Raw genomic sequence first — 13,151 nt, 5'->3', positions numbered from 1 at the left:
TAGCATAAAAATAATTTCTGCTTCCAGAGCTTTCTTATGGCAAGTCTCACAGCTGAACGTCCTGCCGCCAATAACTGAGACAACATTTTTTATACTTATGCGCTTTGCTGTTCTGGCTTTGCATCCATGGTTTTACATCCATTATATATATATAAGATTCCCTTATTCAGAATTTAATTTTTACCTGTTTACAGATACAATGACCAAAAATCCCACAATAACTTCTATAACCAAAATCACCGGCACACCCACAAAGAATTTTGCTTTTCTTGTTTTATGATGAAACACCTTCATTCCCAACAACGCTCCGATGCTGCCGCCCAGAACAGCCAGTCCCAACAACGCCTTCTCTGAAATCCTCCACTGATTCCGCACAGCTCTCTTTTTATCGATTCCATATGCACAAAAAGCTATAATATTTATAAAAATCAGATACAAAGCAAAATATCTGTACATTAATTCTTTATCCTTTCAAAAAACCAAATACATGTCCCCAATATGTTTCCAAAATATCGTCCTGCGCATTAAAAATCTCATGCTTTGTTCCCGCCATCCTGATCAGAGTACAGGAGGTTTTTCCACAATTATTAATCTTTTCCGCAAAAATATCCTGCGCTTTTAATGAAACCAGGCTGTCCGTTTCTGCCTGAAACAAAAGTATTGGCGCAGCAATGTCCTTCCATGCGCTTCTCTGAAGATACCAGTTCATTTTTGCCGCATTATACAGCCACCCATAAGATGGAGAAAACGTCCGGCACTCAATATTATTCCTGCGGATCTCTTTATAACGTTCAAACCGTGGACATGAAAGACCGGAACTTGTCTCAAACTGTTCCGTTCCGTCATATGGCTTCTGGCCTGCTACATACTTCATTTCTCTCCCTGTTCTGCAGGCTGCCCGGGAAATTCTGATTGCAGCAGGATAAGGGACATTTCCCGTCAGAGGACGGATCATCGGAGAAGACAAGATTACTTTTTTGTATATATAAGGCTCTCTTGCCGCAGCAATTGCCGCTACTGCCCCTCCCATAGAATGAGCGAATAAATACAGCGGCATCCCGGGATGCGCCTTTCTTATCAGCCTTGAAACTCTCAGAAAATCCCGGCTGTATCTGTTCCAGCGGTCCAAATGAACAAGCGACGGATCATCGGTAAGACGATAACTCAGTCCGTGCCCGCAATGCTCAGGAAAATAAACATGATAATGCTCCTGCAAAAAATAATAAATCAGCTCAGGATATTTCTGCGCAGATTCCGAAAATCCATGACTGATGACCACAACACCTCTGGCCTTATCTGCCAGATATCTTAACACATGAACTCTCCCCCTGTTTTCCGGCGCACATGGAATCCATGCCTCACTTACCCTACGTTCCAAATACGGTAAAACCTCATTTTGCATTTTCAAAACATATTCATTTTCATGAATAATTTTTCTATATCTGTCATCCCTCTGCATAGCGGTAATCTCCTCTCTGCTTCTTTCGTATAAGTAAAATTACAAAATTCTGGAAACCTTTCAAAAAAAACATTCATATACTTTTCCCTTTTTAATATGACATATTCATAGTAAATTCCAGCAGCCTAAACTCTGTATGATTATAAAAACTGTCCCAGCTTTTTCAACTCATTTCTTCTTTTCTGATAATCCGGCAGTTCCTGCTCCACAATAGCCCAAAATCTGGCTGAATGATTCATTTCCTTCCTGTGCGCAAGCTCATGAACCACCACATAATCCAAAAGCGCCTGAGGCATCAGAACCAGCTTCCAGTTAAAATTCAAATTCCCCTTCTGACTGCAGCTTCCCCATCTTGTCTTCTGCTCCCGAACTGTAATTCTTCCATAATCTACGCCCATTCTCTCAGCAAAAAACGCTGTCCTCTCCGGAAAAATCTTCAATGCCTTCTGAATCCCGTCTGCCCTCTCCTGTTCCGTGATCACATGCCTTTTACCGCTCAGTTCCTGAATCCTGTCTTTCTGCTTTTCTATCCAGTCCAGATGCTCCCTGACAAAACGATCAATTTTATCTTCTGACATCCTCAACGGCGCCCGCACCACCACTGTTCCGTCCCCCTTCACCTGAAGAGCAAGACTTTTTCTTTTGGAACGGATCAATTCATATTCTTGAGAATTCTCTTTCATTTTTGTATATTTATTCATCATTTTTCCATCTCATAAGCATTTCTATTTCTCCCGTAGCCTCATCTTCTGCCTCAGAACTAATCTCAAATCCATTGCGCAAATAAAATCTGGCCACCGCCTGATTCTTTTTATATACAGACAGACTCAGCTCTTTTTTCACGGATTTTGCATAATCCAGAAGCTCCCTTCCAATACCACAGGAACGAAACTTTTCATCCACAAAAATACCGGCAATATAGTTCTCCATCATTCCAATAAATCCCCTGATATCGTCATCCTTCTCATACACATATACTTCCGCCTCCGGAAGCATGGAACGCACCTGCTGCCAGTTGCTCCGCCAGTATTCCTCCGGGATAAAATCATGAGCCTGTATATTAGAAAAAAGCCATATATCCATAACTTTATCAAGATCTGTTAACTTCATTTTTCGTATCATACGCCTGCCTCCGGTGGGTGATTTCAACAATGGAAATACATAGAAAGCGGATAAAAATGAGGTTATCCAAATCCTCTGAATATTCTCATGAGACAATCCCACAGGGATGCCAGAACCAGACTTCTCATACACTTTCACTTCCATAAAACTTAGTTGAATCTATTCATATTTTATCAATAAATATACTTACTCTGTGTTCTATTCTGATTATATAATTTCCTTTTTCTTGCAATTGAATCTTACGGTGTGGAGCCGCCAGTCCGGTGTAACAAGCCCCAGAATAATCAGTAATGAGCAATCACTATGAATCAATTATAGCAAAGAACAACAAAAAAACAATGAATTACTAACTTTAATTTACACTAAAAAATCCCAATATCCGGTTTAAAAATACAGTTATTAGAAAAACAGCAGACAATCACATAGACTACCTGTCGTTTAAGATACTTCGTATCAATTTTTATTATTAAAACTCGTCTCACAGAAGATTAATTACAGTGATCTTAATATCGTTTTCGCTACTTTTCATTGCTGTATTCGCCATATTTTCTGTCAAGATTTTGACTGGTATAAAAATTGTACTCAAATTGAACTCACGCCAACTTAACAAAAATTATTCTTTGATCAGAGGCATATTGATCAATTCCTGCAATACTGCTTTATCCGGCAACTGCAGTTTATATTCTGCTACCATCATCGGAGACATGTTTCTGCTCATCGCATGCTCCACTACTTCATCATCCTTAGAAGCACAAAGAATCATTCCCACACTAGGATTCTTATTCTCTTTCTTCTGACAATCTAATGCCTCCAGATAGAAATCCATTTTAGAGATATATTCCGGTTTGAATTTACCAATTTTCAATTCAAAAGCAGCCAGACACTTGAGTCCTCTATGGAAAAATAACAAATCAATTCGGAAATCTTCGCCACCGACCTGTACTCGATATTCTTCATCAATGAATGTAAAATCTTTGCCTACTTCCAGAATGAACTCTTTCATATTCTGAATCAGACCTTTTCGTAGATAAGACTCCTTGAAATTCTTTGGCAGATCAAGAAATTCAATAACATAAGAATCCAAAAACGGATTCTCTTTCAATCCCTTTATTGGCTCCGGCAGGAGTTTTTCTTTGGATAGAATATATCTTTCGTAATAACCACTATTAATCTGTCCATCCAGCTCTCGGGCTGAATATGATTCCTTTATGCAAAGGGTTATATAAAAATGTCTCTCTTCTGCAGTTTTTGCTTTGGACATAATAGCAAGATGGTTACTCCAACTAATTTGTGTCAACAGTGTTGACACAAATTGTTTTGGATGTTCAACCTTTCTTAATATGCAATAAATAGAACAAAATACTTTTTGTTTTCACCATGTTTCTCAATACTCATTATATTCTTGATTATTTAGACTTTTCGGAATTTTCAATTCTACAACCTAAATTTTATAAATATCCTCTGTTTTTTGCCTCTTCAATTAATTTGGGTTGAATTAGCGGATATGTCCAATTTTCTACTAAATCATCCGTAATTAATATTTTCTCTATCTCACTATGTATTTCTTCAAAAGAAAATATATCTGCAAAGAAAAGCATGCCAAATGTTTCATCGTCAATGCTTTCATTTACTCTTGTTTTTCCCTTGACAGAATCGGTTTGATAGTAAAGTCTATCGCACCCGTTTCCTCCATCAGTTCTCGCTTAGCAATAGATAAAATATCTTCGCCACTTTCCCTGTGCCCTCCTGGGACTTCATAAGTATCTCTTTCTCTATGTTTACAAAATATCCATTTACCATTTGTTTTGGAGATAATAACTGCAAATTTCAATAATTTATCATCTATGCTATCGTAAAACTTTACTTCTACCATTTATAAACACCTCTCCAAATTATTTCTCTTCTTCTCATTTTATCGCACTCAGATTCCAAACACCATTCCTGTCTTCGCTAAAAGGACAGATTCATCCAGAAAATCAGAGATGCTGAAGAACATGTGGCAAAACTCGCCATCCAGCAGTTTGGCAGTATTGAGAAATATACTGAAGAAATGAAGCATAATCTGAAGCATTTCTCTGAAATTATGGAAAAGTGGCAGTCACAGATATCGGAAGAAATACGGAGAGAAGATAAATTTCTTAAGTTGGCTTCCCATAAAGGAGACAATGTGTCCTCCAAGGCTGTCCAACAGCTTGTAAGGGATACTATAACCGGCGCACTGGCAAATTCCCCCAATCTGCTGCCCAACAATGCGGAAACCTACTGTCAAATGATTATCTCAGCAAAGTATTTGACACAAAACATGGTGCAGGAAGCAGCGAATATATTGTAAAAGCCTTCCCCTATTATTCCGAAAATAACTGCATAAAAAACAATTAGAGCCAAAGGACATAAATCAACCCCGGAAATGCCTATTTTATCAGCATTTCCGGGGTTCTGCCTGCTACTCAAATTCGCAAATAAAATCTTGTTACTATACATTTTTGTATAGAAATTATAGTTCTATCTGATTTTATATGTGTTCCACTGTCCAAAGTCCACAGACCGTACTGAATGGTGTTATCAATTTGTTATCATGATTATGTTATCAATCGAAGATTCTCGTAATATCCTGATATCGGTTAACTACTCTATAAATCTCCACATATTTATCTCCAACCTTGTAGATAATCACATAATCTTCCCATATCGCATATTTATAATCTGTCCGAAAGCTGACTCGTTTTGAAAGATCTGAGCCCATTCCCGGAAACATCTGAAGATTTTCAAATTTACCGTAAATTTCCTTTATGGTCTTTGTAGCATATTCTTCGTTATCTTCAGCAATATAATCCCGGATATTTTTCAGATCTTTTGCAACAATCGGATTGATCCGCAGTTTTAACATCCTATTCCCCCACAAGTGCTTTCAATTCGTCCAAATCCAGCCAACCTTCACCGTCTTTCACTGCTTCTTCGGCTTCCTGCAACTTCATCAGAAGTTTTTTCTCTGCACGGTCACGCTCGTAATCTTCAATATCCATAACTACAAAACGTCCTCTGCCATTCTTGGTCAAATATACTGGCTCTCCTTTATGACAGTTTTTCAAAACTTCATTATAATTTCTCAAATCAGACACTGGTAAAATATTTGCCATATTCTTTCAGCTCCTTCCTTTGATTTCATATTATTTCTACTACTTATATTATACACAAAAAGCTGTAAAATTCAACGTAGATTTTTACAGCTTTTATACGTTCATATAATTTAGCATTTGTTGTTGGAGACGTAATTGACGGTGGTATTACATATTTATCATTTAAGCCTTGTTGTGATAAGTTAAAAGACTCCTTGCGTGATACACTGTTAAGTAACCCTGAGTACCACTCTACGAAAGAAGAAACTATTATCATTGACACTATTGAGATTCAAGAAATGTAATTCAATATTCCTAAAAAAAAATTAGAGCCATTTTAGATCCAAAGGACATAAAAGAACCCCGGAAATGCCCATTTTATCAGCATTTCCGTGGTTCTTTCCGTTATTCAAACTCGGCGTGTCCTTTGCCATTCTTAACTACATTTGTTTAAGTTTTATGCAAATACACACCGTTTTTACTTCAATTACATCAATTATTCTGGCTTGCTGATTTTCTGTTGCCAATATGTTGCCACACTTTTATTATAGCAAATCCTTACAGATTGACAACCCATTTTTGAAATGTTACGCAATAGAAGCTCATTTCCGGGAATTTTGATATAAAATATTGCCTATGGTCTTATTGCGTCTGGAATTGCTTGAAATATAAGGCTTCCAGGATACCTAAAGCGTAACAATCAGTCTTAATAATGGAAATTATGCTTTTCACTTTTCAGTTTCTTTCTGTAAACTGCGATAAATATTTATCTATGTTTTCCCAATAAGGTATTTCAATCAAAGGTATCCCCTTATTTTTACAATATGACCGTTTCCTTTCATCATTCATCTGCTGACGCTCAAATTTCTTTTCACCTCCAAAAAAATCGACAATCTCAAAATGTTGTTCACCTTGATATTCGATCAACGCTATTAACTTATCATTTTTATCAAATATTGCAAAATCAAATTTCAGAGGCAAACCACCCACTAAATCAGGGAAACCATACTGGATTTCATATTTTATTTTATGTTCTCTCAAATATTCCGCAATTTCTCGTTCTCCACGCGAATTTAAGCAACCGCAAGAGATAGTTCCATTCATTAAACTGTCCTTCTGAATAACCTTCTGATTTCCGCAATCACATTGACATAAAAATTGCGGTCTCGTTCTTCCATTTTCAGGCGTTATATAGTCGTCTACCCGTTTTAATACAAGCAACATACCAAACCTTTGGCCAGATAAATCTTGAAAATGAGTTTCGCTGGTTCTTTCTAATTTATAACAGCCACAAGAATGTGTGTTTCCTAATGTTAAATCTGTTCCATTCACACATATTATATTTCCGCAATCACATTTACATTTCCAACGACTACGATGTTTTCCATTTATAGGGCTGATAAAATCTTCTACTTGATATAAAACTGTTAATCTATCGAATTTTTTTCCCGTTAAATCAAGCAATCTATCTTCTCTTAACTTTTCTAACGCATAGCAGCCACAAGATACTGAATTTCCAGATGTTAGTGAAGTACCTCTTATAATTTTTTCTGTTCCGCAATCGCAACGGCATTTCCAGTATACTCCCTTTTTCTCGGTTTCAGCTTTCTCCAATACAGTCCAACGACCAAAATGACAATTTGTTAAATCTCTTATTTGTTTTAACCTAACTTTAGCTTTGCTACACTGGTTACAACAATTAGATTTCCCACTTTTTAGCCAACTTCCACGAGTAGTATACTCTTCTCCGCAATCACATTTGCATAAATATTTTTTTTCATGTTGCCCTCTAGGACTGATATAATCCTCTGTACGTCTTATTACTGTTAAAGAGCCAAACTTAGTCCCAGGCAATATTTCTGCTCTAACGCTTGGCATTAGTATTCACCACCTATTCACATTTATAATTTTATATCATATCAATCAGATTTTTAAACAAACATAATCCGTCTGATACTACATTAACGGTTTCTGGGATTCCCGCTAATATAGATATTACATTAGCTAAATTACCAACTGTACTACTCAAAATTTCACCTTTACTGATTTTCCGATTTACACTATTATGAATTTCTTTTACTAAATCTTCAATTTCAACTCTTATCTGATTAGATTCTCTAAAATACACACCCATCTCAGTTATAAATTCATCCATCTTTTCAGCAAACGAACAATCTACATCAACAATTTGCTCTAACATTTCCTTTCCGGTAAAAGTAATTGCAATATGACTATAATTTCCCTCAATCAGTCCACTTTTCTTAAAGTCATCAAATCTACTATATGCACGTCTTATTGCTTGCCCTCTATTAAGCTGAAAACGAATTTCTCCATTTTTTAAAGTTATTTTGTCCCAACCGGCCGTCAAAAAAAGGAGTGGAAGTTCTATATCTTTATTTTCTACTAACTTCCCATCATAACCTTTAGCTTTTTCCAGTATTCTATTCAAAATATATATTTTTTCCTGCCTCATATCAGCAGGTTTCCATATATTTACAACTTCAAAATCTACTTTACAATTTTGAAATGTTTTATTTACATGATAATTATACATGGCTCTAAGCCCAATATCTTGCAGAGACATATTCATAAAAAATAAACCTCCAAATTTCTTTGAATTGATTATAGCTCTTTTCTTTTTCTAAGTAAAGGAAAGGAGCAAATCCCCACCAGCCAGTCAAGAGTGAACTGAACGGCTGTGCCGCTCTTGACTAACTGGCGGGGATTCACTTCATGGCAGCTAAGAGGGCTTTAAGCAGCCCCCCGTCTGTCAACGGGCTTCCCGATTATGTTTTCTCCTTGCAGCCCGTTTCTGCTCGCCTTCTATCTGTTCCTGTTGCTTTGCCCGGTTAATCACAGCGTTTACCTGTTCAGAGCCGACCACCGCCTTTATACGCCCGAAATCCACCGCCACTATCCGCAGCTCCCGATTTTCCTCCAAGACTTCTTCCAGTCTGCTTGTCAGCCGCTCGTTTCCGCTCCGTTCCCTGTTATATGCCGCTTGCAGCTTTGTAAACTTATTTGAAATATCCAGATACGCCGAATAAACAGAGCGCATGACTTGTACGATTTTCTTTACCAACGGCTTTGCTTTCTTTTCCCGATACGACTTTGCAGATTCCATAACTGCTGCTTCTGGAAGCGTCTGCTCCGGGTCTGCAGAAAAATCCGCCGCCAGCTTCTCCATGTTCTTAACCATAGGAGCAAGTTCATTCATGCGCTTCTGGTATTTGTCCGCCTGTTTCTGCGCTTTCTCTGCTTCCTGCCGGGACTCCTGTAAATCTTCCTGTAAGGAACGAATCTCATCATCAACCTGTAACAACTGTTCATGCAAATCTTCGTTGATTTCTTGAAAAGTAGCGTTTTCTTCCTGTAATTCCACTTTTCTCGCTTCCAATTCTGCGACTTCCTTTGCCCGTTCCTTTTTCTCAAAATCCAAGACAGATAAATGCTTCTCATGTGTGCCTTTCTTCTCCCACTCAATTCCATGTTCCAGCATGACAGCGGCAAGCTGTTCTTTCTCATAAGCCACCCACTGATTTAATTCCGTTTCCCGTCTTGTTCCGCCTTTAAATCCGAGAGCAGATAACGCCTGTTTCAGAGAAACTCTTGTATCAAGCCCTCGCTTGCTTCCTGTCGTATACGGTATAAAATCTATATGCAAGTGGGGCGTTGCTTCGTCCATGTGAAGATAGGCAGCAAATACTCTTAAAGTGGGATTGCGCTGCCGGAAACCTTGCATATATTCATCAAGCACCTTTGCCGCAAGCTGTCCGTCCTCTGTTTTCGCCCCCATATTGTCCTTATCGCCTATCTGCACAATGATTTCATGGAATGGCTTTTCCTGCTTGCCGGAACGAATTTTCTCATAATAATCGTCAATCCGGCGGTCACTTCTGGTCTGCTTCTCATTGTACCGGGTGAGTGCTTCATCAAACAATTCGTGATATACATCCTTAACGTTTTCGTTGCAGTATTCCACATTCAGACAGCTTCTCTCCGGGTCAGTATTCTTTGCATGGAATTTTCTGCTGTTATGGTTGACAGAGCCTTTTCCTGTCATAAAACTGATTGTTCGCTTCAATCAATATCCTTTCTTCCTGTCCGGGTAATCAGCGCCGGATACGGCGCATAGGCTTTGTTACTTTCGGCGAAAGTAACGCAAAAGCACTTTTGACAGCCGTTCCGTCCATCACAAGCTGCCTTTGCGCTCTGCCGAGTGCTTTTCCGCCCTACGGACGGGACGGCTGTTCCCGCCGCTTTGCTTCCGCCGCCATAGCTTTTCGGATAGCCGAAAGTACGTTTTCTACCGTACATTCCTCCCACCCAGCAAGCCATACCAGCGTCTGCATTTCTGCCGCAGTCAGTTCCACATCTCCAAAGATTTCATTGAGTGCGGCAATCCTCCGGGCTTCACTTTCGTAAAAAAATTTGTTCACGTTCCGAGTTCCCCAGTCCGGCTGAATTATCATCAAATCACACCTTTCTCGTTGTCTGCTATCCACAGGAGCGTGTCACGCTCCTGTCTGTTATCATCAAAGGAAAACTACCAGCGGAAGCTGTCCGGCACTCCACGTTTTTCCAGATATTCTCGTCTGGCTTTTTCCCGTTCTTCCTGTGTGGACGCAGTCTTATATTTCGCATATAATTCATGGCGCACCAGCGAATCCAATTTCTGCTCCAATCCCTGCCGGATTTCATTCAGACAATCATCATCTTCCATTAGATGATAGCGGAGCAACGATACAAACAATTCATAAGAAATTTGCACATTCTTCATAAAAAATCCTTTCTGCGTCGGTTTGCGTCGATAGCGTCGATATTTTCTATACCAGCCCACTGTAAAAAATACCGTCGCAACCGGCGCATATCGTCGCTTTTACTCTCTCGGCTCAAGCCGTTTCAGAATAATCTTCCTTTCATGCCCCCGCTTATTGTCATAGAAAATTCCATAGTCATTAAGCAACTGGCTATTGACTACATTCAGCTTTCTAGAAAGCACGTTTGCCTGTATCTGCATATCCGGCAACTGGCTCACAAGTTCTGTTGCCGTCCCCTCCCATTCCGGCTTATCCTGTGTCAGGAAATTGTTGATTGCTTCCAGCAGAGGATTCGGCGGTTGTTTCCACAGTTCCGTTTCTGCCTTTTTGAATTTCCAGACGCAACGCTCCCGGTCAAACTCTATGGTCAGTTCCTGATCCGGCTGATCACGCCCCACTATATCCATGACCGCCTCGTTGTCAGTGCGCTTTTTCTTGTGCACAATAAACGCTCCGTCTGCCGCTCCAAGCAGTCCGTTTGTGCCGGAAATCATATCAAAGCTATCCTCGGATTCCAGCTTGCGTGTGTGATGAACCACCAGCAGGCAGATACCGTATTTGTCGCTGAACGATTTTAACTTTGTCACAATCTCGTAATCGCTGGAATAGCTGTACCTGTCCCCTCCAACCTCACGCACTTTCTGGAGCGTGTCAATGATAATCAGCCTTGCGTCTGTATGCTCTTTCAGAAATTCCTCTAATTGCCTGTCTAAGCCCTCATTCAAGGTTTTTGCCTGTGTCGCAAAGTACAGGTTATCCGCACATTCCACACCGAACATACCGGAGAGCCGCCGCTGAAGTCTTGCGTAATCATCTTCCAGTGCCAGATATAGCACCGTCCCCTTTCGGACGGGATAATCCCACAGGGGAAGCCCCATTGCCACATGATAGGCAAGCTGCCCCATAAAGAACGATTTTCCAACTTTCGGCGCACCCACAAAAAAGTAAGTCCCTCCATAGAGGAATCCATCTACAACCGGCGTTCTCGGCGGATAGACGGTATCATACAGTTCCGTCATAGAAACGGTTTGAAGCCCGCCGCTCCCGGATTTCTCCGGGATATTTGCGGCTTGCAGATTGATTTGTGCTGTTTCATTTGCTATAATTTCATTGTGATTTTTTAATTGCGGCTGCACCCCATCTGCGCCAACAGATGCTACGGGAGCAGTCGTTTTTCTTGTTTCTGTCATTCATCTTCTCCTTTCAGACCGTCTAATGTGATTGCAATTACCTGCAACGTGTAGAGCAGTTCGTCATTGTCCGGGCTTAATGCTTCCAGCCGCTTCAATTCCTCGTAGATAGCCGCCATTTGATTTTTCAGAGCCTTATACACCCTCGGATTGCCCTGTACCACCACGTCCCGGCACAGCAGCCGCCTTGTGATATAATCCTGCTTTGTCAAGCCCGACAATGCCACCAAATCGTTAAGCAACTTTGCTTCCTCGTCCGATACCCGGAACGCTACTGTATGATTGCGCCACCGCCCTTTGTAATCAAGTGTTCTTTCCATTTGTGTCCTCCTTTGTCATTCTCTCCATTTCCAATTTCTCTGCCATTTCCGTCTGCACCGTAGGGAATAAGTGGGCATAGCGGTAAGTGATTTTCTCCGCTTCATGCCCCATACGCTCCCCAATCGCCAGCACTGAAAATCCCATGTCGATTAACAGGGAAACCGCGCTATGCCGGATATCATGCACACGAATTTTTTTCACTCCTGCCTGCTTCGCCCCTCTCTCCATTTCGTGATTGAGATAGGATTTTGTAACCGTAAACAGCCGCTCGTCCGGCTGAATGTCGTAAAGCATTTTGATATATTCCTGCATTTCCTCACAGAGAAATAGCGGCATTTTGATTGTACGGTTACTTTTTTTCGTTTTCGGGCTTGTGATAATGTCCCTCCCTTTAGATCGGTGAAATGTCTTGCTGATTGTGACCGTCTGCTTCTGAAAGTCAAAATCAGCCGGAGTGAGCGCCAGCAGTTCGCCGGAGCGGATTCCACACCAATAAAGCATTTCAAAGGCATAATAGGAACGGGGCTTATCCATCATGGCTTCGGAGAATTTCAGATATTCCTCTTTCGTCCAAAAGTCCACTTCTTTCGGAACTTCATTTCCCATTGTGCCAGCCCGCCTTGCCGGATTATAAGGCAGGTTATAGAAGTTCACAGCATGGTTGAAAATCGCTGTAAGCTGGGCATGTATGGTTTTCAGATAATCCGCCGAATAAGGCTTCCCTTTCTCGTCCCGGTACGCCATGAGTTCATTCTGCCATGCGATAATGTCCTTTGCTTCAATCTCCGCTATCTTCCGATTTCCGAAATACGGTAAAATCGTAAGCGCTTAAATCTTGGGTAGCTTTACTGTCTACGTTTTTGAACTCATAATGATAGCAAATAGATTTTTACTACACTCCGCTTGATAGGAGATAGAAATTTACTATATTTGGAGGTTTCATTATGAGTAATAAACGTGCTCCAGGACGTTCCCTGGACGAATGGATGGAACTGGTCACCGAATGCAGACAAAGTGGCCTGACAGATGCTGCATGGTGTAATGAACATGGGATATCTCCCAGCTGTTTTTACAATGCAGTTACCCGTCTCCGCAAAAAAGCCTGTCAGATACCGGATCCAGT

At 40.4% G+C, this 13,151-nt stretch carries 17 protein-coding genes and 2 pseudogenes; 2 read left to right on the top strand and 17 right to left on the bottom strand.

Features of this window, described 5'->3' with window-relative positions; all coding sequences use genetic code 11:
* Positions 1-180 precede the first annotated feature (180 nt).
* From NSA57_RS10945 to NSA57_RS19945, 7 genes and pseudogenes are all read right to left on the bottom strand, one after another.
* On the bottom strand, positions 181-456 hold the full coding sequence (locus NSA57_RS10945; RefSeq protein WP_257464848.1) for a DUF1294 domain-containing protein: 276 nt from the start codon (positions 454-456) through the stop codon (positions 181-183).
* Positions 457-463: 7 nt separating this feature from the next.
* Positions 464-1,459: an alpha/beta fold hydrolase gene (locus NSA57_RS10940; RefSeq protein WP_257464847.1), complete on the bottom strand. Its 996-nt coding sequence runs from the start codon at positions 1,457-1,459 to the stop codon at positions 464-466.
* A 140-nt stretch (positions 1,460-1,599) separates the two neighbouring features.
* A complete protein-coding gene (locus NSA57_RS10935; RefSeq protein WP_390428875.1) occupies positions 1,600-2,160 on the bottom strand; it encodes a M48 family metallopeptidase in 561 nt (186 codons plus the stop codon).
* Complete coding sequence (locus tag NSA57_RS10930) at positions 2,153-2,581, bottom strand: N-acetyltransferase (protein ID WP_257464845.1); 429 nt, start codon at positions 2,579-2,581, stop codon at positions 2,153-2,155. Before NSA57_RS10930 ends, NSA57_RS10935 begins: the two co-directional genes overlap by 8 nt.
* Positions 2,582-3,194: 613 nt before the next feature.
* Positions 3,195-3,665 (bottom strand): PDDEXK nuclease domain-containing protein, encoded by a 471-nt coding sequence (locus NSA57_RS10925; protein ID WP_257464886.1) that lies wholly within the window; start codon positions 3,663-3,665, stop codon positions 3,195-3,197.
* A gap of 75 nt (positions 3,666-3,740) precedes the next feature.
* A pseudogene (locus NSA57_RS19625) lies at positions 3,741-3,890 on the bottom strand (DUF1016 N-terminal domain-containing protein); the annotation flags it as partial.
* A 318-nt stretch (positions 3,891-4,208) separates the two neighbouring features.
* On the bottom strand, positions 4,209-4,454 hold the full coding sequence (locus NSA57_RS19945; protein ID WP_306814092.1) for an NUDIX domain-containing protein: 246 nt from the start codon (positions 4,452-4,454) through the stop codon (positions 4,209-4,211).
* A 123-nt stretch (positions 4,455-4,577) separates the two neighbouring features.
* Here NSA57_RS19945 and NSA57_RS10910 point away from each other — a divergent pair, with 123 nt between their 5' ends.
* Entirely contained in the window at positions 4,578-4,913 is a 336-nt protein-coding gene (locus NSA57_RS10910; RefSeq protein ID WP_147599817.1) for a hypothetical protein, read from the top strand.
* Between the two features lie 255 nt (positions 4,914-5,168).
* Here the strand turns inward: NSA57_RS10910 and NSA57_RS10905 are convergent, their stop codons facing one another.
* From NSA57_RS10905 to NSA57_RS10860, 10 genes and pseudogenes are all read right to left on the bottom strand, one after another.
* Positions 5,169-5,468 (bottom strand): type II toxin-antitoxin system RelE/ParE family toxin, encoded by a 300-nt coding sequence (locus NSA57_RS10905; protein WP_147599816.1) that lies wholly within the window; start codon positions 5,466-5,468, stop codon positions 5,169-5,171.
* A gap of 1 nt (position 5,469) precedes the next feature.
* Positions 5,470-5,718, bottom strand: a complete 249-nt coding sequence (locus NSA57_RS10900; RefSeq protein WP_005333597.1) for a type II toxin-antitoxin system prevent-host-death family antitoxin — start codon at positions 5,716-5,718, stop codon at positions 5,470-5,472.
* A gap of 714 nt (positions 5,719-6,432) precedes the next feature.
* Positions 6,433-7,575, bottom strand: coding sequence for a DUF2726 domain-containing protein (locus tag NSA57_RS10895; RefSeq protein ID WP_227083814.1), 1,143 nt, complete (start codon positions 7,573-7,575; stop codon positions 6,433-6,435).
* Positions 7,576-7,606: 31 nt separating this feature from the next.
* On the bottom strand, positions 7,607-8,287 hold the full coding sequence (locus NSA57_RS10890; RefSeq protein ID WP_257464844.1) for a hypothetical protein: 681 nt from the start codon (positions 8,285-8,287) through the stop codon (positions 7,607-7,609).
* A gap of 180 nt (positions 8,288-8,467) precedes the next feature.
* On the bottom strand, positions 8,468-9,760 hold the full coding sequence (locus NSA57_RS10885) for a plasmid recombination protein (RefSeq protein WP_022360354.1): 1,293 nt from the start codon (positions 9,758-9,760) through the stop codon (positions 8,468-8,470).
* A gap of 169 nt (positions 9,761-9,929) precedes the next feature.
* Positions 9,930-10,136, bottom strand: a complete 207-nt coding sequence (locus tag NSA57_RS10880) for a hypothetical protein (protein WP_227083812.1) — start codon at positions 10,134-10,136, stop codon at positions 9,930-9,932.
* 107 nt (positions 10,137-10,243) lie between these two features.
* Positions 10,244-10,477, bottom strand: coding sequence for a complexin-2 (locus NSA57_RS10875; protein ID WP_227083811.1), 234 nt, complete (start codon positions 10,475-10,477; stop codon positions 10,244-10,246).
* 99 nt (positions 10,478-10,576) lie between these two features.
* A complete protein-coding gene (locus NSA57_RS10870) occupies positions 10,577-11,707 on the bottom strand; it encodes an AAA family ATPase (RefSeq protein ID WP_227083810.1) in 1,131 nt (376 codons plus the stop codon).
* Positions 11,704-12,027: a plasmid mobilization protein gene (locus NSA57_RS10865; protein WP_107000556.1), complete on the bottom strand. Its 324-nt coding sequence runs from the start codon at positions 12,025-12,027 to the stop codon at positions 11,704-11,706. Before NSA57_RS10865 ends, NSA57_RS10870 begins: the two co-directional genes overlap by 4 nt.
* Positions 12,011-12,847 (bottom strand): annotated as a pseudogene (locus tag NSA57_RS10860) (tyrosine-type recombinase/integrase); the annotation flags it as partial. The pseudogene NSA57_RS10860 and the gene NSA57_RS10865, both read right to left, overlap by 17 nt.
* 125 nt (positions 12,848-12,972) lie before the next feature.
* On the opposite strand from NSA57_RS10860, the gene tnpA reads away from it, so the two are divergent.
* Positions 12,973-13,151 (top strand): IS66 family insertion sequence element accessory protein TnpA (gene tnpA, locus NSA57_RS19790; RefSeq protein ID WP_408611641.1); only part of this gene is annotated, 179 nt, incomplete at its 3' end.

The sequence above is a fragment of the Blautia caecimuris genome, assembly GCF_024622975.1.
Lineage (GTDB): Bacteria > Bacillota > Clostridia > Lachnospirales > Lachnospiraceae > Blautia_A > Blautia_A caecimuris.
The sequence above is the reverse complement of the archived record's forward strand: the minus strand, read 5'-3'. Positions and strand labels throughout refer to the sequence as shown.